We start from the raw sequence: 26,266 nt of genomic DNA, 5'->3' as shown, positions 1-26,266 counted from the left end.
GACTTGATCCGGCATCCAGCGGCGTTGGCTGCGTACGGTCAGCGAAAAAAGGGGAGACAGTCCGAATAGATACTGGCGATCTATTAGCACGCGACAAGTATTGGAGACAACACTTGTATATGTCAAGGTCGTAACCGCATCTCCGCAACCCATACCAGCATTTTATTTATGGTGGCTTTAATCTTGGCTTCTTCCTGCCGGTTCAACATATCGTAAGCGAGTCTTTCTTCAGCTTTGGCCACCGTAACGCGCTGTATTCTGGGACGTAAATTTGCCAGCTCGTCTTCATTGAGCAGGGCTTTGTATTCGGCAATTTTATCGCACGTATACTCATTTAAGGGCTGGTTTTTGCGTTCATAATAAATCAGCATTTCGGCAGCATGCCATTTTTCCCTGGCCCATGCGCGGGACTCATCGTCAAGTATTGACTTCCATGCAGCGCGTCTCGCAAATAATTGTCGGATCAAGTCTATGTCTGGGTGGGATACATCTTCAATTTCTTTGCCGCTCCCCTGAAGAGCTTCAACGACATCTTCGTTCCTGTACCAGATCAGATTATGCGCGACTGACTGGTTTGATAAATATGGATAGCACCTGACCTTTCCAAGCTCTTGCAATATGGCTGGAATATTATCAGCATCCATATTCGAATCGAGACCGAAGCGATAGTCCAGATAACCGAACATTTGCAAGTACCCCGCAGACCTCAGAAAATCTTGTCGATTCAAAGGTATATTGCCATTGGTACCTGGTCCAAGTTCTGGATTCAGAAAGAAAATAAAATTTTTCCCGCGCAAAATGGAGCCTTTATACCAGCTATGGTCGCGCATTACGTAGTAGCAGAATTGATCAATCTGCTCATCACTTGGCATGGGCAGCGACGCAATTTGAGCCAGATAGTCATCGAGTGGCCGTATATTGCGGTAAATAGGATCGGCACTAGAAAAATTCGGGGGAAGGCTCATTTTGTAAACTCATTTTTTCTCAGTTATTTTATTTACGCATGCTATCCGAATCCGAAAACAAAACGTACTTTACCGTGAAGTGTTTTCATACGGCGGACTTCATCAACGAAATAGGCAAAATCTTGAGTGAAATCATAATCCCATTCAATGACAACAAATTTTGTATCTGCATCAACTTTGTCTGGCCTGGCAAAGCCTTCTTTATCCCAATCACTACACCATGCCTGCCATTCTTCTGGCAATGACTTTCGATCCCATCGACTGAATATGCCAATTGGCACACTTATACAGCGCATGCATCGGGGTGTGGTGTTCAGAATTTCATCAGCATATAGCCATGAAAAGCTATGAAATCCCATGAAAATTTTCAAGTACCAAAGGGAACTGGGATTAGCAAACGATGCATGGGCTCTTTTCCAGGGAGGGTGTATGTCATTGTGTAATATGGGATGTGTATTTTCAAATTCATCGTTGTTGAGAATTTCAAAATCATCAGGGAAGCCGCGTAGCTCATGCAATGGCTTTATAAAGAATGTCCCGGCCCTATCTCCTGAACCAAGTGCGAGCCAAGCGAAAAGAGCTGAGTCACGATTTTCGTTATACTCACTTGAGATATCAATCCACCGTCCATTTTCATTTTTCTGAAATACTCCTGAGATGTCAGTTCCCAATATTTCTCCCAATGTTATCAAGGCCGCTAGGTTGCAGATGAATGAATATTATATTTTGCACCGTTCCATTGTTTTAATAATCCCTACCTGATTTTACCGGACTATTGTGGTGGTAAAGATCACGAGCCCGCGGAGGTGCATAGTGTAATCGTACGCATGATAAACCTGAAATAATGATAGATGCCAGAAATATCCAGGCAACATTCCCCGCTTATTTCAGCACGCAGGTGCCCTGTACCTGATGCTTGATTGGCTGCTCTACTTTAGCAATACTTTTCAAGAAAGACGATAGTGACGGCTGACATGCGTACGATTACGCTGACGCTAATCGTACCTCCGCTTGCTGAATTCAGGAACAGAAGCGCGTAGCACCAGGCGGCCTGGCGAGCAGCGATCAAGCATCGCAACTGCCCATCCTTATTTTTCTCTGGTCAGCATTTTGGTTATTGTCTTTTAATATAACTATTTATGCAATATTGAATGAGCACCTCCACAAAAAAACAACCGAAGGCTTTTCGGTATGAGAGCTGGAGCCGACGTGGCGAAGCAGGCGGTCTTATAAGGAAGTATGGAGTTTTTTGGGCGGAGTGAGGTGTTACATGCTGAAATTGAATAAATGTAGCGATATCGGACCTGACTCTGCCTTCAATGCAGATAAGATAAGAGTTCAGTTTGGGATGTTATTATTCATACTGGAGGACCTAAGGGGAATCGAATAAGTGAGTAAAGATACCTGTTCCGTCCGCAATTAATTTGAATTTATTCATTCAGGCTTACATAAGCCTACGTACACTTAAAATTACATGGGCCCCAAGCTAGACCGTAGCTTTAGAACCAGGCTCAGAAAAATTATCAAAATACCTATTTACTATGTCGCTAAAAAACAGAATACAAGTTATTTCAGCTGGATTCCTGATTATGGGGTTGTTCGAGGGTATAGATGGATTTTTCGAAAACTATGCTTTCAACAATCATGGAAAAACCGGTCTGGTCGAACCACTTAAAAAAATATCTGAACCAGCGAACAATGAAACTGGCGTCCGTTTGACTTTCACTACTGAACAGGGGCGGAAAGTAACTATAACCACAAACATTGATCAGGCAACATCCCAAACACTGCACGGTGGGCAAGGAATGAAGATCATTTATTTAGAGGATGATCCTTCACGTACTAGATGGCCATGGGAATCCAGGAGCGTGAAAACGGGGCTATTACTTGCTTTGTTGGGTTTTTTCGTTTTGGGCGGTGCCCGGATATTTACGTTTAGTCGGTAAAACTAAATTAGCAATGCGCAGAAAAGTGATTGGAACTCATTTCATCAATTGGTGTGTTATGACGCACCCTGCACATAGCGCTGAGAAGTCTTCCTTTTTAAGATCAACTTTTGAAAAAACAAAACCCGGCTGATCATCGATCACCGGGTTTTATCATTTCTGCTGCCAGCCAGTTATTACCTGGCCTTCGCATCAGCACATGGCCAACACAATTAGTTTTGTGTCGATTTTTGTGTTTTGGATGTCGCTACTTTGTCGCTATTGGCTTTGTCAGCAGCCAGGCGTGTTTCATTGGCTTTGACGAGAGCTGCTTTCTTCCGGGGGCCACTCAAGATACCATTCTGTGCCGCATTCTTTACATACAAAAATATTGCCCGTTGTGTCAATGAAATCGTCTTCAGTTGTTTCCAACAGAGCAGATGAAAAAATGGTCGGGTATTTTTCACTGTTCGCCTGGACTAGACTACGTAGTGTCGAGTCACAACGATATGTCGGATCAGCGAAGCTTGGCGAGGATTCAAGGCAATGGCACATAGCAGCATGATGTGTTTTGAGGAATGGGTGAATATAATCCTTATATATTGGTATGACAACATGCGTACGAATACGCTGGGCTATTCGTACCTACATTTGCGAAAATTCTAGACGCAAACATATTTGAGGTATACATGCGCACATCGCTTATAGCAATTTATTGGATGGATTTGGGCCTATCGACGGAGATTAAAAAAAATGAAGAGTTTCATGTTTTTCAATCTATGTTGCAAATAATATTTCCCAACTTGAAAGCTGAGTCATTATTCGAAAAGCCCTCAAAAAGACGTTTTCAGTTTATATCGAAAGATTGGTGTGATACTGTCAGTATAGAGTGTGAAGAAACTTCTATTCCAACTCTAGCGCTCTATTTATGGGAGAGATGCTCGATTATCAAAGATGAAATACAGTGCGATATATCGGAAGATATGTTGACGGATTTAAGAAAGATAATAAGTTCTGTTTCTGGTCGTATTGCGATTTTACCGAGACGAGCATTCGACCAAATTAAGGTCGATAAAAAAAAACGTGCATGGGAAAATATGATTTTTTTGGGGACGGAGGCGAACATCTACATATTTCTTCAATCGGAGACGCGAAAATTGTTCGATACAGAGATTAAGCAATTTGATGAAAATAATCGTCATGCGCAATTGTTTTATCTGAATACTATTCAAAAAAATCTTGATAATCAAATGCTAGTTGAAATTTTATTTGCTGATGAAGAAAAATTTATTGAAAATTGCAAAAAAAAGTGAGGCGGTAATTGAGTGTACGAAAAATAGGGTTGCTGCCCTGTGAGCTTCCCTCTGTAATTAGTTCACCATCAGGTGAATGTTATGCAGCCCGCGTCGGTGCGATTAGCGCAGCGTAATCGTACGCATGATAAGTCTGAAATGACGGTAGATACCCGGAATATCGGGGGCACTATTTTTCCAAGGAAAATGATGGTGACGGCTGACATGCGTACGATTACGCTCGCGCTAATCGTACCTTGCTGCTTAGGTGAAATTTTTACCCGATGTGATTTAGATGGCCAGAGAACCAAATCGAGGTAGTATGTGCTGATATTTATAAGGAGTGTCAATGACGGATCTTGTTTTTGAACCTTTCGTTGGAGTAGGGGCGCTGAAATTTGGCATGTCGAAGTCGGAGGTTGAGCATGTGCAAACGACGATTGATGGTATTGATGGTTGCAAGTATCAGGAAGGAAAGCTTGTCTCGTTTTGGATTTATCCAAGTAAGGTAAGACACTTATTTTTTTCTGGCGAAGATGTTCTACAAATGGGTAAGCTTGCTGCCGCGCTCTATGTTGCAGGCCACAGTTCTTACTATGGGCAAGCCCAGGGCGGATCGCTGTATTTTATGGATTTGGGCTGCGCAATTCTGCAGTATGAGTCTGACATTAGAATGTTCTCTTTTTTTGCGCGCGAGTATGATCCAAGTGAGCCTTTAATGGGAATGACACTAGAAGATATCGAGTCCTACTATAAAGTGCAAACTTCTGGACGATCAGACTAAGCGTTTTTGCATGATTGCAGAACCACTGGATGCCAGATCAAGTCTGGTTTGACCTAGAAAAGGGCAGAGTAATTGCAGGAGCGGCTCCAGCTGCGAATGGTCGATACGGTGTAAATGTTCGCGGCTGAAGCCGCTCCTACAGGAGTTTGCATGGCATCTTAGGTTTTCTCTGTGCCCCCTCTGTGACTCTGTGCCTCTGTGTTGAGAGGTCTTCCAAAAGAACCGTAACATCAAAAAAACAAAACCCGGCTGATCACTGATCACCGGGTTTCATCATTCCAAAGACTAGCCAGTTAATGACTTTGCCAGCCGAACCGACAAATTAGTTTTGTGTCGATTTTTGTGCTTTGGATGTCGCTACTTTGTCGCTATTGGCTTTGTCAGCAGCCAGGCGTGTTTCATTGGCTTTGACGAGAGCTGCTTTCTGGGCTGGGTACCAGGAGAAACCTTCCAAGCCGATTTCTTCGCCGTTAGCGCGGGCTTCTTGCAGTTCTGCCAGAACCTGGGAGCGGGTTTTTGGGGCTGTAGTATCTGTATCTGCAGCAAAAGCGGCTGTAGCTGTCAAAAATGTCAGGCTAGTTGCCAAAAAGAGTTGTTTCGCATTCATGATCGTTCCTATCAATAAGTAAGTTTAAGAGATAGCCGCCTCGGTGATCTTGCTCAATTGTCATGAGAAGTGAAATTTCACTTCCGATAACAACTGAAACAATTCGTCGCCAGCGGCGCGGTGTAGAGCTTGATTTATGTTGCACTGCACCGATGGAAAGAAGTGTAGGCTTTTCGGATTCAACAATAAAGTATGAAAATGGGAATATACTATTGCTGAATCAGGAACAATAAGGGGCTTGAAAATGGACAGATTGCAATCAATGCGTACTTTTGCCAAGGTGGTGGAGCTGGGCAATTTTGCCAAGGCAGCTACGGCACTGGACATGTCTAACGCAGTTGTGACCCGTTATATCGCAGATCTGGAGACCCATCTGGGCACGCGATTGCTGAACCGCTCTACCCGTAAATTGTCGCTGACGGAGACGGGTCTGGTGTATCTGGACAGGGTGCGTGCCATCCTGAGCGATATCGACGACGCTGATGCCATCGCCTCCTATGCGGCCAAAAAACCCAGCGGCACCTTGCGCATCTATTCTGTACCGCATTTCGGCAAAGCGCAACTGGCGCAGCTGTTGCCCGAATTTGCCAGGGATTATCCCGACGTCATGCTCGATATCAAAATCACTGACCACCAGGTTGACCTGGTCGAAGAGGGGATTGATGTCGGCTTTTACCTGGACTTGCAAAAAATAGACGGCAGCATGATCTCACGCAAGCTGGCCACGTCTGAAGTACTGCTGTGTGCCTCGCCCAGCTACCTGAAGGAACATGGCACACCCACCACGCCTGAGGATATCTCTGGCCACCGCTGCCTCAATTTCAATTACGACTTTTTACGCGATAACTGGATGGCCTTTGACAAACGTGTAGGCCGCGATTCTTACCGCAGCATCCCTATACAGAGCAAAGTCATCAGCAATAATGCCGACGTGCTGCGCGCCTGCGCCCTGGCGGGCATGGGCCTGGTCTTGCGCACGTCTTTCCAGATTGATGATGACCTGGCGCAGGGCCGGCTGGTCAGGCTGTTTCCTGAACACTGCTTTGGTGCGGTGTCGATTTCCATGGTCTATCCCAGCCGCCGCCAGTTGTCGGCCAAGGTCAGGCGCTTTGTCGATTTTGTCGCCAGCAAGTTCCCGCGTCCAGACGAAGACATGTGGCTGGGCACTTGCCCTTTCCGCATCCATGAAGAAAAACTCAGGGAACTGGGCATACCGCATCCGGGCAAGATGCGGATTGGTTGAGATGACTATACGCGGCCTTGCAGCAGAGATGCATTGAGCAGCAGACACAGACAGGCTTAATTACATGCTTGTGAGCAATTGTAAAATATCGTCGTCATACTTGTGTAACATTAATCCGATATCCTATGATTGTTGTGTCTCCTTAGGTATTTTGCCGCCACGGAAATCCCCCTTCCGTGGCGGTTTTTTATTTGGGGAAGTGATTCGTGCGCGTTATCATGCAGGCATGATCAATTGCTGATTTGCAGGGTGCGCCATGCGCACCGAAGAATGTCTATCGCCAGACTCCAGAACGGTGCGCACGGCGCACCCTACTCATCCACATTTTTACAAGATGAAATTCTTTGAATCACAGCAGGTAGGGGAATATGACTTTGATTTCTCGTCTTATCAACGATACTTGCAAGAGCATCGTGATCTTTTTCCGCCAGACGTGTATGCCTTCGCTATTGACACGGGCAATTATGACCTCCGCAGCCACCAAAGCCTGCATGATGCCTGGCTGGAGCGATTCTGTATCTCTGAACCGGCAACTGGTGAACGTTCAGAAATTCGCGCTATCCAGATAGAGGCAAGTTTTCTGGGGCCGTACCATGATCTGAAAATCCACCTTGTTTATTCGGGCGTGATTGAATACAGCATCATGACACCGCAAGACTTTGCTCATCCCCATTTGCGACAATTGGCCACGGCGATTTATGGATACACGAAGTGAGCCTGACAGACGATCATCAGGCTGTGGTTCATGAATGGTATTTTTCACGCGGCAGCGTGTTCAGGATAGTCTGCGAAACTTTCAGGCATTCGGTTGAGATAATCTAGCAGCAGGGATATTTACATGCCTGGGCAAACTGCCTATACCGTGCAAGATACCTGCATGCTGCGCATTACAATGCGCCCTACGAGCTGGCGCTTACCAAATGTAGGAGCGGCTTCAGCCGCGAACAGGTGCGCCGTAGCAGCCAAACTCAAGCGGTTTAACCCTCACCGCTGATGCCTTCGCTGCTTACGGTAAATACCTTGCGGGCTGCGGCCTTGTCAGGCTGACTGGACAGATAATTTTGCCAGAGCGTGGGGAATTTTTCTGCCATCACTTCATGGGTGTAATAACCCCAGTCAAACCAGGCGGGTTCTACACAGTTTTTTTGTGATTCGCGCAGGCGCAGATCATCGTAAATCTCTTTACCTGCAACTTTTTCATAGGCCTTGTAGATGGCGTAACAATAGTCTTCATCATTAACAAGTGGATAGCCATCGCGATCATGAACAATGTCCAGTTTTGCCATGCTGCCCGGATTGCGTAATGCCTCTTCATAGGCAGCCTGGCCCATGGAAACCAGCCAGTAGCGGAAGTATAAGAATCCATCATCGCTCATGTAGTCCCAGTTCAACAGACAGCCAGCGCCATAGACATCACCTGTTTCAGCCTGATAGACCAGTCTGCGGAAGTGAAGTTCAAATTCAATGATTTGTTCAGGCGAAAGTCTGCAGAGTTGGTATTCCAGACTGTCCGCTACGTCACGCTGGGTGCGCGCAGTTTGTCTGGCAAGGGCAACGATGGCCCAGAAATATGCTTCGTTCATGAACATGCGCTTTGTTGATCTGGCCGTTATTGTAAAGCACGCGGGGACGGCAATACATTCTGCATCGCGGCTTTGTGCAAACAAGCGAAGATTTTTAAGATGGCATGCCCCAAACCCGTCATGCCGGACTCGATCCGGCATCCAGCGGCGTTGCTAGCATGCTGATACAGCTTATTTGGAGGCAGATCAAGAAATCATTGTTTTGCTGCGAACATGGAGTAGCGCACTAGCACGGCTCAAAGACTCTGGATGCCAGATCAAGTCTGGCATGACGATGTTGGGCTGGTAGCTACAGGTGGAGGATTGCTGTGTGCCAAGTGACAGAAGTGACAGATATGAATCAGCCAGTCATGTAGGGTAGGCTATCACGCACCATCTATCGTCAAAAATAATTTACATCTTGTTTGCGAATGAGAATGCGATACTCATCGTCATGCAGCATGATGTATCGCACAGGGTTCAATTCCAAAGCCGGTGCGTTATACAGCACCCTACGCATCCTGCCGGGCTGCTGCTTGCATATCGTATTGCGATTGTAAAGCAGCTTTGATATTGTGAGATGAAGCATGCGGTAGCATAACGAAGCCCATGGAACCAGCAGTAGGGTGCGCCGTGCGCACCGTTTTTATCTTTCGTGACTTATGGACATTGGGACACGGGGACATGGACGAACATGGTGCGCACGGCGCACCCTACAAAACATCAATCCACAAATTCCGTCTTGAAATCCCATGCATCAAAGCCGCCCACATTGGCAGCGATGCCGCCTGTGTGTTCCAGGAAAAAATGCACAGTGCGTAAAAATTCGCGGTAGTCTTCCAGCGATGCAGCCTTGATTTCAAACGAGGCTACGCACAGGTTTTTGGCTTCTTGCACATTCTTTTTTTCTTTGTACTGGCCATCATTGCGGTATTGAAAATAGCGGGCTAGCTCATGTGCGGCATCGCCAGTTTTTTCGCGATGTACATACAAATGAAAGTCACTATTGCGGCCATTCGCATAATGCTTGGTCAGCTTTAGCGTGGTCCATTCCTTCGATTCATCATCGCCATAAAAATCGCCATCTGAATCAAATTCTTCTGCCTGCCAGAACGCCGGACAAAAATCATCTTCGCCAGGCATGGCGACGTGGTCATACAGAACGATGATTTCAGAATAGATTTTCATGCTTCTCGCCTTTACCGGGATCAGACTGACTTATTGACTTCAGGGCTACTTGTATTTTGTTTCTGGTTTGCTTAGTGTTTGCTTATTGCTTGCTTCGGCTTACTCTGCATTACTTCTAAAATATAATGCCACAGTCCCCAGAACTTGTCTTAGAACATCAAGATGAATTTCTTTTGCCTGCCGGGCTGATGCTAAAAACGGACAGGCACGGGCAGGTTTATTGCCCGATAGTACAATGGTCTTTGGTGCTGGCAGTCAGGCTACCCTTGCCCTGCACTTGAGCTTGCCCACTTTGCAACAGCTTTACAAAATGTGTAATATGACTGCAGCAGCAAATCCGGCAGTAATCCGGTAGTAATCCGGCAGTAATCCAGCATTAATAATCAGGATAAAGACATGATGCACGCACAGGCAACCCAGGGCAGGCAAAGAGAAGATGAAGTCTTGCTGACTATGGACAGCACGCCCATGATAGGTATCATGCTGGCGCTGATTGCCATGCTGGTCATGACTGTACCGCCAGCAAGACATTTCCTTGACTATGGCGCAAGCGGCTGCGCCTTTTTTGACCCGAATGCGAATGCCCATTTCGTTGACATTGATTTCGATGGCAGCCTGCAATTGAATGGCGAGGTGCTCACGAAGACACAGTTGGAGCAGCGTTTTAAGGCACTCGCGCTGCGCCACGACCATCGTCAGTTTATCTTTCTGCGTGCCAGCCATGCTACCACTTACCAGCAAGTGACTTCAGTGCTGGCATCGACCCGGCGTCATGGGCTGGACTACGTCCACATCGTCAACGATGGCCTGCTGCCTTCCTGAATGAAGACAAAATTTCAGACAAAAATTTCAGATAAAAATTTCACCTGGCACGGAGAAACCAAATCATGAGCATGGTTTTGCGGATACAGCTTGAAAGCGACAGCGACGACGTCGCACCAGACGACCTCGGTTATTTGCTCGACGAGCTTGAAGACATCGACGCCCACTGCCAAGAACTGGGCGTGCAAGCCTTGAGCGAGTTTGTCGATTATTCTGACGTTGAATACAACATCAGCGAAGAAGACCTCGATGAAAACTGGCCTGCCGAAAACGCCAAATGGGTCAGCCCCACCGAGCTGCTGATCAGCATACGCGCACTCGAAGCGGCGCTGAGCGAATCAGGCGACAACAACGAAGTACTCGAAGAATTGCAGATTATTGGCCAACGTTGCAAAGAAGCAGAAGAAAACGCAGTGCAAGTGCGGCTGATTGCGGTGATGTAAATACGACGGTGCTAGCTCGCAGAGGGCGCCATGCGCACCGGCTTTTATCACGCAGGCACTCTCGTTATTCAACGTTGGTGCGCTCGGCGCACCTTACGCAATGGCAAACATCGCCGTGAACGACGCACACATGCGGCGCACTATAATGCGCCCTGTGACTGACCCTGCTAACTGATACAAGCAATTTTTTAAATGCCAAACAGCCATGCATGTCTTTAAACACGCCCTGCAACCCATGATATGCCTGCTTGCCGGCGCTGCCCTGCTGTATTCAACATCAGTACTGGCCAGTGAGGTGCAGCTGTCGCTGCAAGAAGAATACAAAGACCAGAAAACCAATTACACCGTTAGCATACCCGACATTAGGCTGCATAAAATTGACTCGATTACCGGTGCTGAATTACCCCAGATAGCAAAGTATGTGTCAAAGAACAGAAAATTAATGCTTGATGATGCCGTTCTCGCTGATGCTGACAATGTCTTGTTTCAATGTGAATCGGATGGAATGGATATTGTCGTTATCCGTGAAGAATATAATTCATTTTTCGGCCCGCTAAAACTGTTGAGTGCCATGAGTGGGCACCCGATACAAGTGAGCAAAATTTTTCTGATCGTCATAAAAGACAAGGTCGTTGTCGATAAAAAAGAAATCAAAAGAAAAGAGTCGGCATATACTTGGTTAGTACTTATTTACAAATAAAAATTGATAACGCCCTGGTGAATTTAAGGTTATTGATCAAGATTTTTACCACAACGCTGACGAAGCGATGAGAAATGTATGCTTAAATTTATAGTTGCCGTGAGTGTTCTCTTTTGTACCAGCATTTGTCATGCAGGGCCAGCGCCTTTTTATGTCAGTGGAAAATACAATTTCTGGATAGGTAACCGCCTCATGCCTGAGTATGGCGACGGCGATGCTAATCGCACTGTACTTAACGAAGTCATGGTGCAGAATAGGGGAGAAGAAAAACCGCTTCCAGCATGCTTTGCCATCAGTGAACGTAGCACCGTCGTTCTAATTTATTGCGGTGAACATTCAACATCTGAACTCAATGGTGCTGTGTGGGCTAGCCGGAAAGATATCAGCAAAACCAATAGCAACAGCGCATTGTATTGCGTAAAGTCTTGCCGCAAAGGCGTTCCTAAAGTCCTCACTGTTGACTATGACTAAACGGTGTTAATGCCCGCCCCAACTCATGACCGGCCTGGGTCTTGCACGGATATCCCACAATTCTATCAAGATACCATCGATGGCAATGTCGGTCAGTATCATGGGTATGTCACTGCCATCATGATCAATAGATAGTCATGATGATTATCTGGTTGATTTTATGGTTTAAAAATAAGTGACAGATAGTACATGAATTGACATAAAATTAGTTTTTTAGTCACATCTTGCTCCTCCAGTCTATGCGCCTACTTTTCATTCTCGCTTTATTCTCCACCCTGGCAAGCACCACGCAAGCCGCCAGCTTTGATTGCAGCAAGGCCGCCAAACCGGTGGAGCGCATGATATGTGACACGGGAAGTCTCTCGACGCTTGATGAGCAGCTTGCTGGTGCCTACAAGGCCATGATGAAAGCGGCCAGCCCGGCCACAGGTACTGATACCAGTGAGTTACTCAAATCCAGCCAGCAACGCTGGTTGCGCACTACCCGCGATGCCTGCAAGACTGTGCAATGCCTGGAAAATGCCTATGTCGGGCGTATCGCATTTCTTGTGCAATGGAATGAGGACGCACAGGCAAACAGCAAGATCGACGGCAAGCTGGATGGCAACTACGAATTCAGCCATGACATGGAGTTTGCCAACGGTAGCCATACGACAGTGCAGGATTGCCTGACTATCAAAAGCACAGGCAATGCCCAGGCACAGGTGAATACCATACTCGTACAATCAAATGGCCACAATTGCAGCCTCAATGGCAAGTTCGCGCTGGCTGGTAATGTGTATAGCTATCTGCCAGGCAAAGGCGAAAACGATATCCAGAATTGCCAGATCAAGCTGACTGTCAAACAACACCAGCTCGTCTTGTCAGCCGCGGGTGATGGATGCAGTTCACACTGCGGTGCCCGCGCCAGTTTTGCGAACGGCGCCAGCTTTTTGCGCACAGACAAGACTAAGCGGGCTTGTGTGGCGAATTGAGATTTGTATGGCGGATTGAGATTTGTGTGGCAACTGAGTGTAATGCGGATAGGCTGAAGTAGGGTGCGCCGTGCGCACCACATGTATCACTAATTGCAGGTTTCGCAAATCATGTCATACATCTGCTGTTGAATTGTATTGTAGAGTAATGCCGGACAACATTGGCAACGCGCATAACCCCACCACCCGTCATGCCGGACTCGATCCGGCATCCAGTGTCGTTAGTCTTCAAGCCGTGCGGTGTTTATCTGCAAGGATAGCGGCAGGGCAGCGCATTGCGGCACGGTGAATAAATGCGCCATCAGTACGCAAACAAAGCCTCTGGATGCCGGATCAAGTCCGGCATGACGGGGTGGGGGGCGCCACTTAAAATGGACATACGGAGATGTGACGCAGCAAAGTAGGGTGCGCTGTGCGCACCACATGTATCACTAATTGCAGGTTTCGCAAATCATGTCATACATCTGCTGTTGAATTGTATTGTAGAGTAATGCCGGACAACATTGGCAACGCGTATAGCCACCACCCGTCATGCCGGACTCGATCCCGCATCCGGTGTCGTTAGTCTTCAAGCCATGCGGTGTTTATCTGCGAGGACAGCGGCAGGGCCGCGCATTGCGGCACGTTGAATAAACGCGCCATCAGTACGCAAACAAAGCCGCTGGATGCCGGATCAAGTCCGGCATGACGGAATGGGAGCCGCTTCCTAAAATAGACTTACTGGAATTTTGAAGTAAAGGATAGCGTGCGTTGCAACGCACCGCATGACCCATGTTCGGTTTAATGGGCAGGATACAAGGCAGCAAGCGCGCTAATCCTGAAGGTGAGAAGGATAGTGCCACCTCTTGTCAGGCGCAGCTATCCATTTACATTCTGCACTCAGTGTCTTGTCACTCACCACAGGCCAAAACAATTTTCTTTCAAACCACTCGCTAACATTGAGTTGCACCGTTTCTGCCAGATAGATACCTTTGGCATCAATTTTCAGGATGCGGCCAAGCTGTGGGCCTAGCGTATCTCCTTTTTTGACTGTGACTTGTTTACCGTCACTGGTTTTTATACAGGCTATCCATGCTTTCCCGGGTTGTGCGGTGCCCGTCAACAGCATCTTGTCGTACGTGAGCAGTTCAAGTTCACTGATGGGGAAGGTCGCACTCGATGGTGCCGCCATAACCAGTAAGGTCAGTGGCAGCACGAAGCGCAATGCAAGCCTGATTTTCATTGCCATGCCTTTACCTGCACCTTCATTTGACCGTCGCTACATCCATCAACCCTGACACCCCCAAACTTTTCCTTGCCATCCTGGCGACCGACGCATTGCCATCCTCTGCCGCCAGCGTTGCCAGCGGCACCCAGGCCAGGGCATGTGACTCTTCGCTGACATTAAAATCCACTTGCTGCGCCTGGAATAAAAATCGAACGTCGTAATGATAGTGTGCAGGCTCGCTGCCTCTGGCAGGGATGGGATGTACATCGACATCAAACAGGGCATCGCTCAGCAGGCGCAAGTCAGCCATGCCGCTTTCTTCCCGCGCTTCGCGGGCGGCAGCGGCTTGTACGCTGGTGTCGGCATCGTCGGTATGCCCGCCGAGTTGCAGCCAGCGATTGAGTTTCTTGTGATGCGTCAGCAGAGCAGACTTGCCATCGGGGTGCAGTATCCAGGCGGATGCGGTGACATGCCCGGCCAGGGTAGCACGGTTGGCGCAGTCGGTGGTGCTGCGCACGAAGTCCAGCGCGGTTGTCAAGTGCATGGCTTCTGTGGCGTCGCTGGCCGTATGTGCCTGTAGCAGGGCGGTGAGCTGGTCTTGCATGATGTGATGTGCGTTTCAAAACGCAGATTATAGCCGAGGGCTGCCCACCTGCATCTTTGCACTGCCCTTGCGCAGCATAGCGGCATGGCACAATGCAGATGTTGTTGCCATCCTCATCATGATGCTACACTGGCATGATCATTGTGGATTAGGCATGGATTTGAGCATGGCAAAAAAGAGCATAGTCTTCAAAATCCTGGGCGTGGTCGCTGGTCTTGCATTCATGGCGGCGGGTTTCTCTGAGCGCTCATCCCTGGCACATATGAAGGCCATAGGCAAAACTGCCGTGGTTGATCCTATCAAGGACTACACCAGGCGCAAATCGATTTACACTGCCGAGTTCAGCTTCACCACTGAAAAGGGTGAAAAAATCACCGCTAAACATTCTTTCCCTTCTGAACTGATCGCCGATTTTGAAGCAGGCAGACCAGTCAGCGTCTTGTATGACCCCAATCGTCCACATGAGTTTGTCTTTGAAAAAGAAAAAGCATCCTGGTATATGGTCATTGGTGGAATTGTCTTTGCGATTGCCGCCTTACTGTTTGCGTGAGTGGCAGTATTATGTTTTAGAGATGACGAATCAGCCAGTCAAGCTGCTGCAAAAAAACTGACTGGGACAAGTAAAGAAATTCATGTCCCCCATTGTTGCTGCAGTAAGCGTATCGCCGCCAGGTGCCTGTCTGTCAGCCCGGTATAGCGTGATGTGATCCCCTCAGTTTCATCACCGTCGGCCAGGCGACTCTTGATGAAATGGACGCTGACCTCGCTCCCTGAAAACATGGGATTGCCATACTGGTTAATCTCTATCGCATCACCAAGCTGATGTGGCCCCAGCATGTACTGGTAATATTTTCGCTGCACCTCGCTTTTAACCTGTAAGACGGATGCCTGAATCGCCGCCGTTGTCTGTACTTGTGAGGGCAACTCCTTACCATTGAGCATGACAATTCTTTTCGCGCCTTTGCCATTTTGCCTGGCAGATGATGCCGTCAATTGCAGATCTGCATACCGCTTGGATAATAAGCTCAATAATTTCTTGGGCATAGCCAGCGATAGTTCAAAAATAATGTCTGTGTGCTCGTCCGCAACGGCGATCACGGCGTCACAAACATCTTCACTGATTCCCCAGTATTGCTTGCACCAGGTACTGGCATGCCCATGCCCATAGTGATCAAGGTTGGATTTGAATAATTCTCCAAGCGATAGCCTGGTCTCACCAAATTCACCCAGGGACTTGATGCAGTTCAACACTTGTTCTTGCGTTGCAAGAGGGAATGGGTAGCCATAGCTTGCCGCTGCATCTTTGAACATCCACCGGCCCGTCAGGGTATGCCAATCCCCATATAGGGCAGCGTAACCATCATCGACAAAGTTATTGAGCTCGAAATTCAATTCAGCTGGCATGTGTACAATTGATGCAAATGAAAAGTTATTCTCCGTTAGGTGATTTTGAAAAAACAATTTCATTGATGCGGCTGGCCCTTCTACCCGCAAGTGCACATCATAAAAATCTATATAGGCCATATGGTCATTCTCTATTTTTTCGAGGTTGTTGCAAAAATTAAAAACATCAATCATATGCGTATCAACCCGCCATTTTCTAGCGGGTGGAGTGGACAGGGTATGTTTTTGCAACTTACTCTGCGTAGGCTGTTACTAAACCTCAAGGGCACTAAGCAACATCTCACTTACCCCGGCCAGCAATATATACCAGCGTTTTAAGGTCGTTTTCACTGGCAATGGTTCTTTCAAAAATACTGTCACTGCCAATGACACAGCTGGTATTTCTATTGTAGTAAAGCATGAGGTTGATTTCACCTTGTGCAGGACATTCTGGCGCAGAGTCATATCTCCTGCCCAGCAGGGTAGATGTACCTGCATGTCCCCAGGACCATGTTGCGCCAAATGCATGCGTCAATAGTGGATGGCCAACTTCATGCGCCGCTGTCATGGCATACGAGCGCTCAGGGTCTGGTCCGTCATTCTCATCGTAATATAAAGTGCCGGTAAAAAACGGGTATGGATTGCGCGAGCGCCTGCTCAGGTTGCCAAGCAGGCGGCTGCCCGGGTTTGCCAGTGTCAGGGGCATGCCTTGCGCGGATCTTTCCGGCCTTACCCTGACATCCCATGCTTCACCCTTGAGCGTGATGGTTCTGCTCCAGTATTTTGCTATACCCTCATCGGCCAGCCTCGCATAGTATTCAAACTGCGCGTCGCCGGGCTTTTTGGCGAGTCCCAACAGACAGGTTACCAGTGATGGCTTGCCATAGTTCATGCATAAGCGGATGTGGATGATTTTATGCTCGTCATCCATGCTCGCAGTGGCATAAGTCAATGCACGCTTGTTGCCATTGCGTATCTGCTCATCGTTCACTGCGCCGATAGGCTGTGGCCTGGCTCGATATGGGGCAGGCAGGATAGCGCCAGGATAGTTGTTCTTGCCATTGCGGGAATTATTTGCCATATCTTTGATTATCTACACTGGAATATCTGCAGTCGGTCGTCAAATCAATGTCAGCATTCTTGTATATGGAAGTCCCGATGGGGGAAGTTCGCTCAACAAATATGGCCTGTTCAGAGATGTTTGCCTGCTGGCTTTTTTTCATCGCTACATACGCGCTGATAGCCTTCATCATTGATTGCCATTCTATAATAGATCATACTTCGACCATTATTTTCCTGTACAGGAGGCGTGCCAATCCTGCTCAGGGGCACTTTTTTTCCACAAATCTCGATGGTAGTACCATATAACCAGCGGTAAAAATTGGGAACTTGTTCCCCGTTTGTGATGTACCCATTTTGATAGGTATCTCCCGGGATTATTTTTTTGCATTCTGTCGGATTATGGTCGCATATCTCGACTACCTGGGCAGTGGAGTTAACTACAGTGAAGAGAAGGTCGAATTTTTTCTCCAAAGCTTGCGCTTCCGGCGTGGTGAGCAGCAGATTACTTGCAGCGGCCAGCAAGATGAATGAGTGTCTTAACGTCGTTTTCACTGCCGATACTCCAAATTCAAAGGGGCTTTCCTGTAGTCTGCCTGGTATCCCGGCATAGTTGCTGAGTGCTTTCTTCAGTGATGCTCATTCTGTAAAAGACAATGTCGCTGTCGTTTTTTTTCGGCACGGGTGTCGTGACCACCCTGCTTAGCGGCACAATTTTTCCACAGATTTTGATGGTCGTGCCATATAACCAATAATAAAAATAGTTAATTTGCTTTCCGTTTGTGATTTGTCCATTTTCATAGGTATCTTCTGCAGCGATAGTTTTGCAATCTGATGAATGAGTGTCGCAAAAATCAATGGTGTGTTTTGTTGAATTGAGTACCCTGAATTCGAGATCGAACTTTTGCTCCCACGCTTGTGCTTCCGGCGCGATGAATAGCAGCTTACTTGCGGCGGCCAGCAATATGTATAAGTGTCTTAACGTCGTTTTCACTGGCGATACTCCTATTTATATATTGGCCTAGTTTTACTTGTGGATGATCATTGTAGTACTGCATGAGATTGATTTCTCCCGTTGCCGGATACATGGGCGCTTTTTCGTAGGTGTCACCATAGAAAGTTGATGTGCCTTCATGACCCCATGAATAATCTTTGCTGAGTGCATCTGTTAATACAGCATGCCCAAATTCATGTCCCGCAGTTCTCTTAAGTATGGCATCAGCATCTTTACCATAATCTGTGTCGTAATACAATTTTCCTGATCCGGTCGGATACGGATTGCTTGAGCGCTTGCTCAAATCACCATAGATCGTCTTGCTTCCAGGATTGGCCAGGGTGAAAGGCATGCCATCTTTTGATCTTTCAGGCCTGACATTGACTTTCCAGTCTTCTCCATTGAGATTGACTTTCCTGCTCCAGTGGTTTGCTATGCCTTCATCGGCCAGTTTCGCATATTTTTCAAACTCCTGGTCATTGACCTGTTTGTTCAAACCAATAAAGCGACTGAATAAGGATGGCTTTTGATAATCCGTGAGGACCTTGACGTTGATGATTTTATTTTTTTCGTCAATCTCTGCGTTGGAGTAACTGACGGGTCTGTCTCTTCCCTTGAGTATTTGATGCCCATTGTATGGCGTGATCGGATGTGCATTCCCACCAAATGGCAAAGTCCATGAGCCATCTGAATTCTGTACTTCCGGTATAGACGGATCATTACCCGGAATTTGTTCCATAGGATTGCGGAATCGGGCATCCTGTCCTTTGGCGCTAAATCCATTACCCTCTTTTCTCGCAAGAGTATCGGTAAACTGACTTAACAGACCTGTTTTCTTTGCCTGATTTTTCTCACCAGTTGATTGTCCCGAATAAGCACTGGTCTGATAGCCTTGAGTCGCTGGCGACTCAGCAGTGTCGTCAATGCCGCGGTCCGGCGAATCTTCCCATCCCTCGTCGTCTTCTCTGTCAGAGTAGGTATCGCCTTCATTGTCAACTTGCGGGGACCGTTCAGTATCGTCACCTGCATCATCGCCAGCCGCCATGGCGCGCAAGAGCAAGCCTCTGACTGGTGTGGCCGCTTGCATATTAACCCCACTGTCCTCTAGCGCGGCCAGCTTTTGCTCATAATCCGGGTTTGGCCTTTTGGAAAATTGGAGGCCGGAAAATGGATCTGCGTCTGCGCTAATAGTGCCTGGTAATAATTGTATATATTTGTCTTTTTCTTCGGGACTTAGCCCTCTTTGGATATAAGGGAGTATCTCGGACGCTGCCAGGCCTGGCATGTCGGAAGGGAATCTATACACGGCATGGTCAATAAACTGTTCATTGTCTTCGCTGCTTGTGGTCCTGTCTGTGGCCCCGTTCATTGCAACCGGAAAGTATCTCATGAGATTGTCGAGCTTCGCGCTGCTACGGGGTATGCCAGAGAATGGGGCCAAACTGCTTGCATCCTCCATGGCTGGCTGAAAACCGGGGCTGCCCCAGTTATTCGATTGCTCGTCGTCTTCCTGTGTATCGATGAGGTAGGGCAGGCCGTCCGGGTCGGTGATGCGTTTCATTGGCATGATGTCCCTGTGGTGATTTTTATTGGTTGGTGTTTTTGCTGCATCTTCCAGGCAGGTTTGGGCATGCAGTAGGGGGCGCCGTGTGCACCGCATTTTTTCAGAAATGATTGCAAAGATAGCGATGAGAAATGGTGCGCATGGCGCACCCTACTTGCTGATGCAGCCCGTAGGGGGCGTTGCAACGCACCGCATGCAAGCGTCGATGATGACAATGCGCATAGACCTGGGGAGCACAGAAATTACATGCGGCGTACAGCAGTGAGCCCTGCATTCCCGCCTTGAGCAAAGCGCACGAGGTGATCGTCAGGCTTCACCATACAAGGCGATCATCAGCGGATCGGTGCGGCGGATTTTATCGGCGGCAGGCCTGATCTGGCGGGTATAGATGGTGGGCGCGGGCTTGCCGCTGTGCCAGCCAAACTGCAGCTTGCTGCGGCCACGGGGCGTGGGCGTGGCGCGTTGTACGACGTGACCTGAGAAGCACAGGTCAGCAATCAGCTTTCGCGCATAATTTTCTGATGTGCGCAGCTCGCGCATGATGTCTTCGATGAACAGGAATTTGTCACTCAGGATTTGCGCCACCTGGGCATAGCGTACGGCGATGTCGTTTCTCATATTGTGTCCTTTCGGCGGTTGTTTGGTTTGTTACTTCTTTCCCTGGCAAGGGTGATCGTTGCGGTTTCGCAAAGCATGCTTTGCTCTATCCATTTCCAGGCCGCCTGCTGGCAGCGCGTTGAAATGGCGGGGATGGCGATGGTTTCCATTTGATTGACTCATCATCGCATTGCACAAGAAACCTATCCTCACCCTGGCCCTCTTCTTGAAGGAGAGGGAATTACTACATTGTTATCCAGGCGGTTTTTAATGCTGATTAAAACGGTAAATCATCATCCATGTTGTCCCAGGTCTCAGGTGCGCGGGCTGGCTGGCGGGGTTTTTGCGGTGTGCCATCCGTGCCATCTGCCTGGGCTGCTGATCTGCTGCTGAGCATCTGCATGGTGTCGCCGCGCACTTCAGTGATGAATTTTTCCTGGCCATCCTTGTCTGTGTATTTGCGGGTGCGCAAGCTGCCTTCTACATACACGGATGCGCCTTTCTTGAGATGCATGGCGACCACTTCTGCCAGGCGGCCAAAGAAGCTGATGCGGTGCCATTCAGTGCGCTCCTTGCGTTCACCAGTTGTTCTGTCTTTCCAGTTGTCGGTGGTGGCAATGGTGATGTTGCTTACGACTTCGCCACTGGGGGCATAGCGGGTTTCAGGGTCGCGGCCCAGGTTGCCAACGAGGATCACTTTATTGACGGATGCCATTCGTGTTATCGCCTTGTGTGAAAATTTTTAAAAATTTCAAAAATCAATGTTGCAACGCTGTCTTGCATGCTGCCAGGCGGCTGTAACCGAGGTCGCGTATCATGCGATATACAGCGCACTTGATGCGCACACGCATGTGCAGGTGGTTGATGAGGGCATGTGTATCGTTCATGTTGTGGCTTTCTCTAAAGACAGGCAAAGTTCGCGCAGGGCTTGCGCTTCATGGGCAGCAAACCAGTGATCATCTTGTGGCAGCCTCGCTGCCAGGGCCTGCGCCTTGTCCAGCAGCTCGGGTGCCTTGGCCCACAGGCGGGCGTTGGCAATGGCTTCGTCAGACGGTTGCAGGGCATCCGGGTTGCAGATCTTGCCGCTGGCATCGTAATGCGCCTCGGCCTGCCAGCCGTAAGCGATCGCCATGCACTGGCTGCTGCGTGTATCGAACAGGGCATTTCCCACGGCATGTAACTGGCGGCTATGCTTCATTGCACCCTCGCACCAAAGCCGGTCATGCGTTCTGCTTCTTGCGCCAGCAGGCTCAGCTCGCTACGTGCAGTGCCTTGCTCAGGTATTTTTTTGGCGAGCTGTGTATTCATTGATGCATTCGCAGATGCAGCCGCTGAGGTAGCCGCTGAGGTAGCCGTTGAGGCAGCCACTGAGGCATGCAGTCTCGCCGCAGCCCGGCTGGCAGGTGCTGCCTGTTTTTCAGGTTGCTCAAGCTGTTCAGCGCCTGGTATTTTGTCTTCTTCATTATTGATGATGCTGAGCACAGTGCAGATGACGATATACGCCAGGGCAGTGACCAGCCAGTCTGTCAGGGATGTTTTCATACTAGTCCTCACAAAATTTTGGGCGAGCGCGTACGCACAAAAAAACGCACTCGTTCTCGTGTTAATCAATGTAGTTTTTGGGTGATACTGTAAGAGTGATGCTTGAGGGTGATGCTAGGTGATGCCGGGTGATACTTTGTTGTTGATGCTGTACTGCTGATACTGTGTTGCTCATGCTGTGCTGCTTTAGCTGGCCATTGCGGCTGGCTGTTGATGCCGGAAAAAAACAGGTGACAATGTGATGCGCTGGCCTTGCCCGCCGCGGGTGAACGCGGCAGCAGAAGGTGCAAGGCCAGCGCAGACAAGGTGCCGGACGCCACTCCGGCAAGTGTGAAATGGGCCGCGAACCGATTTCACCAGCGTATTCTTTTTTGCGTGCTGTGCGCTCAGATGCAGAGCGCTTCGGTGTTATATTGAATATCGAAATTCAGTGTTGAACTTAGCGTTCAACTCAGTGCCGCACTCGGTGTTGAAACTCAGTGCTGAAACTCTGTATTCAGATTTCAAAACCCAGATTTCATCGTCCAGCTTTCAAACACAGTACAGCGATTTATTGCTGCCAGTCCTGCATGACCTTCGCCATCATCCTGCCAAAGTTTTCATACCGCCCCTGGTCCAGCATGCTGGCCATTTTATTGCATTGTTCCATGCTGCATTCAGCAAAGGCGTCGATCAGGTTTTGCCCGTTGATCAGCACCGCAGTGGATGCAGTGGCCGGTTGGGCGTAATAGGTTTTGGGTAATCCAAAATAAGTTTGCGTGCTCATGTGTCGCTTTCTTTGTTTGTCTGACCATGAGTAGAACTATACGCTTTTGTATTAATCGAGTCAATACGAAAATGCATTAAAAAGTATGATTTCGTATGGAATTGTTGGTTATATGTAAACGTGGAAAGTGCTGGAATTGGTATAAGGCGGTTTGATTCATGTCACTTAAAGGTATTTTTATTGAATCTGACGGCAGTTAGCCGTACAATTCTTATGCAGGGAAGTATGTAGAAAATGATGCAAGAAACTATGCAAGGAAAATGACTGATGACCACAACCAAAGCCAGAATAGAAGCCAGGATACTGCCTGACAGCTATGCGCTGATCAAGCGCGCGGCTGAGTTGCAGGGCCGTACCGTGACTGATTTTGTCACCAGCGTCAGCTTGAAGTTTGCCCAGGAGGTCATTAACGAGGCAGAAGTGATGCGTCTTTCAGTTGCCGATCAGGCGAGTTTTGCCGATGCCCTGATCAATCCCCCACCTGCCAACGCAGCCTTGCAAAAGGCCTTCGCCAGGAAAAAGCAAATCATCAACGACCAGCACTGATGGGGCTCCGCAAACATGGATGAGCCATTCCTGAACATCGTTCAGCTTGACCAGACGCATGATCGCAAGCAGTTCAATTGCCAGTCTGAAGCACTTAACCGCTATTTCAAACAGCAGCTCATGCAGGACGTTAAACGAAGAGTGACGGCCTGCTTTGTAGCGACAGATGGCGAGGGGAAGATTGCTGGATATTACACACTGGCATCATCAAGCGTGGTGCTGACATCCTTGCCTGCCGGGGTGCAAAAGAAATTGCCACGCTATCCCAGCGTGCCCGTGGTTCGTCTGGGGCGCCTGGCAGTCGATAGCAGTTTTGCGGGCAAGGGCTTGGGCGGTGTTTTGCTGGCAGATGCACTGGAACGCTCAGTCAACGCACAAATTGCCGCCTATGCTCTGGTCGTGGATGCCAAAGATGATACTGCAGCAGGTTTTTATGAGCATTTTGGCTTCATTCCCTTGCCGGATACGCCCTTGTCCCTGTTCTTGCCGCTTGAAAGCGTGCGTGCTTTGATCTAAGTGATACCGACAGCAATTTGCAGGAGTAGGGTGTGCCATGCGCACCAAATGGCAGGTTGCGCTTCTCAAGCGATATCACCATCCGTATCAGAAGCAATATCACAAGCAATGTTACAAGCAATATCGCAATCCATATTGCCAAGCGATGGTGCGCACGGCGCACCCTGCTTGCCTGGTATTGCTTATCGCTGGTAAATTAAATTGCCGCGTGCGCCCTTGCCATACGGCACATTGCAACGCGCTCTGCAATTAGAAAATCACATCCGGTAGGAGCGGCTTCAGCCGCGAACAGCGCACCGTAGCGGCTATTCGCGGCTAACGCCGCCCCCACGCGTGAGCATGCATCATTTCAGGTTTGCCCTGTCCGCCAATGGCAAAATCAGCCTGGCCGGTTCGCCGCCTGCCATTCATCGCGCAAGAGGCTAAACATCCAGGTGTCCTTGATCTCGCCCTTCATCTTCCAGCGCTGGCGTAGCAAGCCTTCCTGGGTAAAGCCCAGTTTGCGCAAGAGCTGCGCAGAGGCGGGGTTGCGGGGATCGACTTCTGCCTCGATGCGGTTGATGCCCATCTCGCCAAAGGCGTGCGTCAGCAGGGCACGCAGGGCTTCGGCCATGTAGCCACCACCCCAGTGCGATTGCGCCAGGGCATAGCCCAGCTCACAGCGTTCACTATCAGTATCAAAGCGAAACAGCAGGCAAGAACCAATGACCTGGCTGCTTTCTTTATCGACCATCACGCATTGCACCGCTGACGCCTGCGCCGCCATTTCCTTGACGCGCGCATACCAGCTATGTGCAGCGAGGGTGTCTTCCCAGGTGATATACGGTAAAAAGCGGGTGACGGTGTCGTCAGAAAATACCTTGAACAAGTCAGGCAGGTCGTCTTCTTGTATGGTGCGCACGATCAGGCGCGGGGTGTGGAGGGCTTGCGAGAGTACAGTTTGCATGAAGCTTGATCATCCATCATGGTGGAATTACAGAGAGCAGGGGGCGGGGCGCCGGGCGCATCCCCCTGCATACAAGCAGCTATCATAGCAAATTGGCATGGGCCGGTGTACAGATATGCCGCCATGTCAGGGTCTGTGCACCGTCACAAACCCATCACGCAACCATCCTGCAACTACCCAGCAACCATCCTGCAACCAACACGACGGATCAGCCGCCCTGCCTGTAAACAAAGCGCCCGATGATTTTCAGCAAGCCCACATTTTCAGGCGTGATGCGCTCATCGGGATAAGTGCGTTTGTCGGGGTTGCGGCTTTCCAGCACCCAGGTGCCATCGATTTCGCGGCGTAATTGCTTGATGCGCAGGCCGTCAGGATGCTGGATGGCAAAGATCTTGCCGCTTTGTGGCTCAGTCTTGGTCTGGTCGATGATGACCATGTCGCCATCAACGATAAAGTCAGCCATCGAGCTGCCATCAGCATAGATGGCCGCCAGGTTCTCAGGCTTGACGCCATATTTCTTGAAAAAGCCCAGCTCTTTAATTAACTGGCCCTTGGGTTCGGCATCTTCATTATGTGCGCCGCCGCCGCAAGAACCCTTGGCCGCATAGTAATTAATAGTGGCGATGCTGATCTGTTCATCATTGGCAGCGACAGGTTGGCTGCTCTCATGCCCACGCAAATCCTTGCTGCGCAAGTCAGACAGGGTGACATTAAAGAACTTGGCAATCGGCGCCAGCGACGAGGTGCGCGGGTCCTTGGTGATGCCCTCTACGATACGAAATATCGTCGCCTGCGGCACCCTGACTTCATCAGGGAACATTTTTTCCAGGGCAGTTGCCAACGAAGTCGGGTTCATGCCCGACTTATCCATGAGATATTTGATATTAGTTTTAGCGTCCATGGCTGCATTATGCATTATTGCATTAAAAATGCCAAGAATTAGTGAAAAAAACTTGGATGGCAATACGAAAGCGTATATAATTGAACTTGTGGGGAGGCGCTCGCTTACTTTAATCAGGTATGCATCTGGCAATCAAGCGATGCTATCAATCCACCTATCCTTCAACCTTAAACATACTAGCCGTTCGCCTGCCTTGATCTGTTACCGCGCGAATACTGTTTAACCATCTACTTACTCCACCAGGATTCCCTGGTCACCATCAGCCGCCTGTGGTTTTGGCAATCCGGCTGATGATTTTGTCGTCTTTCTGGCGACCGAAGCCCCGCATGCATGGGGCATAAATTTGACGATGAAGACCTCTCGACATTGACGTAGAGGGTACAGAAAGAAGCCGAGAGGGCAGATTCTGTAGGTTGGGCTACGTTTTACCAGCCCAACACTCGGCTTTGAAATAACGTAATCGTTTATCAAAGGCTGAGTGTTGGGCTGATGAAGCGTAGCCCAACCTACGCACTTGCCAACACTTTCGTTTTTCCAATACTTCGCTTTTCTCGGTGCTCCTCCGTGCCCTCTGTGCCTCTGTGTTGAGAAGTCTTCCGGTTTTAAAAAACACAAACCAAGCTGCCCACGCAGCCACACGACAACAACATGACAATACAAAATGA

34 protein-coding genes are annotated in these 26,266 nt (G+C 48.8%); 13 read left to right on the top strand and 21 right to left on the bottom strand.

Going from position 1 to position 26,266, the window contains the following annotated elements; all coding sequences use genetic code 11:
- Positions 1 to 122: 122 nt before the first annotated feature.
- Positions 123 to 965: a hypothetical protein gene (locus ACO0LL_RS25930; RefSeq protein WP_422953704.1), complete on the bottom strand. Its 843-nt coding sequence runs from the start codon at positions 963 to 965 to the stop codon at positions 123 to 125.
- Between the two features lie 41 nt (positions 966 to 1,006).
- Positions 1,007 to 1,636 (bottom strand): hypothetical protein, encoded by a 630-nt coding sequence (locus ACO0LL_RS25925; protein WP_422953703.1) that lies wholly within the window; start codon positions 1,634 to 1,636, stop codon positions 1,007 to 1,009.
- A 918-nt stretch (positions 1,637 to 2,554) separates the two neighbouring features.
- Between ACO0LL_RS25925 and ACO0LL_RS25920 the strand changes: the two genes are divergently transcribed.
- The 3 genes from ACO0LL_RS25920 to ACO0LL_RS25910 all read left to right on the top strand — a co-directional run bounded on the left by ACO0LL_RS25920 (position 2,555) and on the right by ACO0LL_RS25910 (position 4,966).
- Positions 2,555 to 2,911: a hypothetical protein gene (locus tag ACO0LL_RS25920; protein WP_422953702.1), complete on the top strand. Its 357-nt coding sequence runs from the start codon at positions 2,555 to 2,557 to the stop codon at positions 2,909 to 2,911.
- Between the two features lie 668 nt (positions 2,912 to 3,579).
- Positions 3,580 to 4,203, top strand: coding sequence for a hypothetical protein (locus ACO0LL_RS25915; RefSeq protein ID WP_422953701.1), 624 nt, complete (start codon positions 3,580 to 3,582; stop codon positions 4,201 to 4,203).
- A 328-nt stretch (positions 4,204 to 4,531) separates the two neighbouring features.
- The gene (locus tag ACO0LL_RS25910; protein ID WP_422953700.1) at positions 4,532 to 4,966 is read left to right on the top strand and encodes a hypothetical protein; all 435 of its coding nucleotides are present in this window, start codon (positions 4,532 to 4,534) and stop codon (positions 4,964 to 4,966) included.
- Positions 4,967 to 5,288: 322 nt separating this feature from the next.
- Here ACO0LL_RS25910 and ACO0LL_RS25905 read toward each other — a convergent pair whose 3' ends face one another.
- The gene (locus ACO0LL_RS25905; RefSeq protein WP_422953699.1) at positions 5,289 to 5,573 is read right to left on the bottom strand and encodes a DUF4148 domain-containing protein; all 285 of its coding nucleotides are present in this window, start codon (positions 5,571 to 5,573) and stop codon (positions 5,289 to 5,291) included.
- A gap of 244 nt (positions 5,574 to 5,817) precedes the next feature.
- Between ACO0LL_RS25905 and ACO0LL_RS25900 the strand changes: the two genes are divergently transcribed.
- Both ACO0LL_RS25900 and ACO0LL_RS25895 read left to right on the top strand, forming a co-directional pair.
- Positions 5,818 to 6,816 (top strand): LysR family transcriptional regulator, encoded by a 999-nt coding sequence (locus ACO0LL_RS25900; RefSeq protein ID WP_422953698.1) that lies wholly within the window; start codon positions 5,818 to 5,820, stop codon positions 6,814 to 6,816.
- A 256-nt stretch (positions 6,817 to 7,072) separates the two neighbouring features.
- On the top strand, positions 7,073 to 7,531 hold the full coding sequence (locus ACO0LL_RS25895; protein WP_422953697.1) for a hypothetical protein: 459 nt from the start codon (positions 7,073 to 7,075) through the stop codon (positions 7,529 to 7,531).
- A gap of 262 nt (positions 7,532 to 7,793) precedes the next feature.
- Here the strand turns inward: ACO0LL_RS25895 and ACO0LL_RS25890 are convergent, their stop codons facing one another.
- Together ACO0LL_RS25890 and ACO0LL_RS25885 are read right to left on the bottom strand one after the other, a co-directional pair.
- Positions 7,794 to 8,399 (bottom strand): DUF4240 domain-containing protein, encoded by a 606-nt coding sequence (locus ACO0LL_RS25890; RefSeq protein WP_422953696.1) that lies wholly within the window; start codon positions 8,397 to 8,399, stop codon positions 7,794 to 7,796.
- Positions 8,400 to 9,101: 702 nt separating this feature from the next.
- Positions 9,102 to 9,566 (bottom strand): hypothetical protein, encoded by a 465-nt coding sequence (locus tag ACO0LL_RS25885; protein ID WP_422953695.1) that lies wholly within the window; start codon positions 9,564 to 9,566, stop codon positions 9,102 to 9,104.
- 396 nt (positions 9,567 to 9,962) lie between these two features.
- On the opposite strand from ACO0LL_RS25885, the gene ACO0LL_RS25880 reads away from it, so the two are divergent.
- The 5 genes from ACO0LL_RS25880 to ACO0LL_RS25860 all read left to right on the top strand — a co-directional run bounded on the left by ACO0LL_RS25880 (position 9,963) and on the right by ACO0LL_RS25860 (position 12,976).
- Positions 9,963 to 10,388, top strand: a complete 426-nt coding sequence (locus ACO0LL_RS25880) for an ExbD/TolR family protein (RefSeq protein WP_422953694.1) — start codon at positions 9,963 to 9,965, stop codon at positions 10,386 to 10,388.
- A 65-nt stretch (positions 10,389 to 10,453) separates the two neighbouring features.
- Positions 10,454 to 10,831: a hypothetical protein gene (locus tag ACO0LL_RS25875; RefSeq protein ID WP_422953693.1), complete on the top strand. Its 378-nt coding sequence runs from the start codon at positions 10,454 to 10,456 to the stop codon at positions 10,829 to 10,831.
- Positions 10,832 to 11,036: 205 nt separating this feature from the next.
- On the top strand, positions 11,037 to 11,531 hold the full coding sequence (locus ACO0LL_RS25870; RefSeq protein WP_422953692.1) for a hypothetical protein: 495 nt from the start codon (positions 11,037 to 11,039) through the stop codon (positions 11,529 to 11,531).
- A gap of 78 nt (positions 11,532 to 11,609) precedes the next feature.
- Positions 11,610 to 12,002 carry a hypothetical protein gene (locus ACO0LL_RS25865; RefSeq protein WP_422953691.1) on the top strand — a complete coding sequence of 131 codons (393 nt, stop codon included), beginning with the start codon at positions 11,610 to 11,612 and terminating at the stop codon, positions 12,000 to 12,002.
- 239 nt (positions 12,003 to 12,241) lie between these two features.
- Positions 12,242 to 12,976 carry a lysozyme inhibitor LprI family protein gene (locus ACO0LL_RS25860; protein ID WP_422953690.1) on the top strand — a complete coding sequence of 245 codons (735 nt, stop codon included), beginning with the start codon at positions 12,242 to 12,244 and terminating at the stop codon, positions 12,974 to 12,976.
- A gap of 811 nt (positions 12,977 to 13,787) precedes the next feature.
- On the opposite strand, the gene ACO0LL_RS25855 is transcribed toward ACO0LL_RS25860, so the two are convergent.
- Together ACO0LL_RS25855 and ACO0LL_RS25850 are read right to left on the bottom strand one after the other, a co-directional pair.
- Entirely contained in the window at positions 13,788 to 14,204 is a 417-nt protein-coding gene (locus ACO0LL_RS25855) for a pilus assembly protein PilP (protein WP_422953689.1), read from the bottom strand.
- A gap of 16 nt (positions 14,205 to 14,220) precedes the next feature.
- Positions 14,221 to 14,787 (bottom strand): NUDIX hydrolase, encoded by a 567-nt coding sequence (locus ACO0LL_RS25850; protein WP_422953688.1) that lies wholly within the window; start codon positions 14,785 to 14,787, stop codon positions 14,221 to 14,223.
- A 166-nt stretch (positions 14,788 to 14,953) separates the two neighbouring features.
- Between ACO0LL_RS25850 and ACO0LL_RS25845 the strand changes: the two genes are divergently transcribed.
- Positions 14,954 to 15,337, top strand: coding sequence for a DUF3592 domain-containing protein (locus ACO0LL_RS25845; protein ID WP_422953687.1), 384 nt, complete (start codon positions 14,954 to 14,956; stop codon positions 15,335 to 15,337).
- Positions 15,338 to 15,417: 80 nt separating this feature from the next.
- Here ACO0LL_RS25845 and ACO0LL_RS25840 read toward each other — a convergent pair whose 3' ends face one another.
- From ACO0LL_RS25840 to ACO0LL_RS25785, 12 genes are all read right to left on the bottom strand, one after another.
- Positions 15,418 to 16,191 (bottom strand): hypothetical protein, encoded by a 774-nt coding sequence (locus tag ACO0LL_RS25840; protein WP_422953686.1) that lies wholly within the window; start codon positions 16,189 to 16,191, stop codon positions 15,418 to 15,420.
- 280 nt (positions 16,192 to 16,471) lie between these two features.
- Positions 16,472 to 17,251, bottom strand: a complete 780-nt coding sequence (locus tag ACO0LL_RS25835; RefSeq protein WP_422953685.1) for a hypothetical protein — start codon at positions 17,249 to 17,251, stop codon at positions 16,472 to 16,474.
- Positions 17,252 to 17,361: 110 nt separating this feature from the next.
- Positions 17,362 to 17,784 carry a hypothetical protein gene (locus ACO0LL_RS25830; protein ID WP_422953684.1) on the bottom strand — a complete coding sequence of 141 codons (423 nt, stop codon included), beginning with the start codon at positions 17,782 to 17,784 and terminating at the stop codon, positions 17,362 to 17,364.
- Positions 17,785 to 17,800: 16 nt separating this feature from the next.
- The gene (locus ACO0LL_RS25825; protein ID WP_422953683.1) at positions 17,801 to 18,193 is read right to left on the bottom strand and encodes a hypothetical protein; all 393 of its coding nucleotides are present in this window, start codon (positions 18,191 to 18,193) and stop codon (positions 17,801 to 17,803) included.
- Entirely contained in the window at positions 18,174 to 19,790 is a 1,617-nt protein-coding gene (locus ACO0LL_RS25820) for a hypothetical protein (protein WP_422953682.1), read from the bottom strand. The genes ACO0LL_RS25825 and ACO0LL_RS25820 overlap by 20 nt, the downstream gene beginning before the upstream one ends.
- A gap of 303 nt (positions 19,791 to 20,093) precedes the next feature.
- The gene (locus ACO0LL_RS25815) at positions 20,094 to 20,405 is read right to left on the bottom strand and encodes a hypothetical protein (RefSeq protein WP_422953681.1); all 312 of its coding nucleotides are present in this window, start codon (positions 20,403 to 20,405) and stop codon (positions 20,094 to 20,096) included.
- Positions 20,402 to 20,554: a hypothetical protein gene (locus ACO0LL_RS25810; protein WP_422953680.1), complete on the bottom strand. Its 153-nt coding sequence runs from the start codon at positions 20,552 to 20,554 to the stop codon at positions 20,402 to 20,404. Before ACO0LL_RS25810 ends, ACO0LL_RS25815 begins: the two co-directional genes overlap by 4 nt.
- A gap of 107 nt (positions 20,555 to 20,661) precedes the next feature.
- Positions 20,662 to 21,099: a single-stranded DNA-binding protein gene (gene ssb, locus ACO0LL_RS25805; protein WP_422953679.1), complete on the bottom strand. Its 438-nt coding sequence runs from the start codon at positions 21,097 to 21,099 to the stop codon at positions 20,662 to 20,664.
- Between the two features lie 43 nt (positions 21,100 to 21,142).
- Positions 21,143 to 21,271 carry a hypothetical protein gene (locus ACO0LL_RS25800; protein ID WP_255431517.1) on the bottom strand — a complete coding sequence of 43 codons (129 nt, stop codon included), beginning with the start codon at positions 21,269 to 21,271 and terminating at the stop codon, positions 21,143 to 21,145.
- Positions 21,268 to 21,582 (bottom strand): hypothetical protein, encoded by a 315-nt coding sequence (locus ACO0LL_RS25795; RefSeq protein ID WP_162060350.1) that lies wholly within the window; start codon positions 21,580 to 21,582, stop codon positions 21,268 to 21,270. The genes ACO0LL_RS25800 and ACO0LL_RS25795 overlap by 4 nt, the downstream gene beginning before the upstream one ends.
- Entirely contained in the window at positions 21,579 to 21,926 is a 348-nt protein-coding gene (locus tag ACO0LL_RS25790; protein WP_422953678.1) for a hypothetical protein, read from the bottom strand. Before ACO0LL_RS25790 ends, ACO0LL_RS25795 begins: the two co-directional genes overlap by 4 nt.
- A gap of 550 nt (positions 21,927 to 22,476) precedes the next feature.
- Positions 22,477 to 22,692, bottom strand: coding sequence for a hypothetical protein (locus ACO0LL_RS25785; protein WP_422953677.1), 216 nt, complete (start codon positions 22,690 to 22,692; stop codon positions 22,477 to 22,479).
- Positions 22,693 to 22,959: 267 nt separating this feature from the next.
- On the opposite strand from ACO0LL_RS25785, the gene ACO0LL_RS25780 reads away from it, so the two are divergent.
- A complete protein-coding gene (locus ACO0LL_RS25780; RefSeq protein WP_422953676.1) occupies positions 22,960 to 23,238 on the top strand; it encodes a DUF1778 domain-containing protein in 279 nt (92 codons plus the stop codon).
- A 15-nt stretch (positions 23,239 to 23,253) separates the two neighbouring features.
- Positions 23,254 to 23,754: a GNAT family N-acetyltransferase gene (locus ACO0LL_RS25775; RefSeq protein ID WP_422953675.1), complete on the top strand. Its 501-nt coding sequence runs from the start codon at positions 23,254 to 23,256 to the stop codon at positions 23,752 to 23,754.
- A 379-nt stretch (positions 23,755 to 24,133) separates the two neighbouring features.
- Here ACO0LL_RS25775 and ACO0LL_RS25770 read toward each other — a convergent pair whose 3' ends face one another.
- Together ACO0LL_RS25770 and ACO0LL_RS25765 are read right to left on the bottom strand one after the other, a co-directional pair.
- The gene (locus tag ACO0LL_RS25770; protein ID WP_422953674.1) at positions 24,134 to 24,700 is read right to left on the bottom strand and encodes a GNAT family N-acetyltransferase; all 567 of its coding nucleotides are present in this window, start codon (positions 24,698 to 24,700) and stop codon (positions 24,134 to 24,136) included.
- Positions 24,701 to 24,908: 208 nt separating this feature from the next.
- Entirely contained in the window at positions 24,909 to 25,601 is a 693-nt protein-coding gene (locus tag ACO0LL_RS25765; RefSeq protein ID WP_422953673.1) for a S24 family peptidase, read from the bottom strand.
- Positions 25,602 to 26,266 lie beyond the last annotated feature (665 nt).

The sequence above is a fragment of the Undibacterium sp. TC4M20W genome, assembly GCF_049340245.1.
Taxonomy (GTDB): domain Bacteria; phylum Pseudomonadota; class Gammaproteobacteria; order Burkholderiales; family Burkholderiaceae_D; genus Undibacterium.
This window is presented reverse-complemented; position numbering and strand designations above follow the sequence as displayed.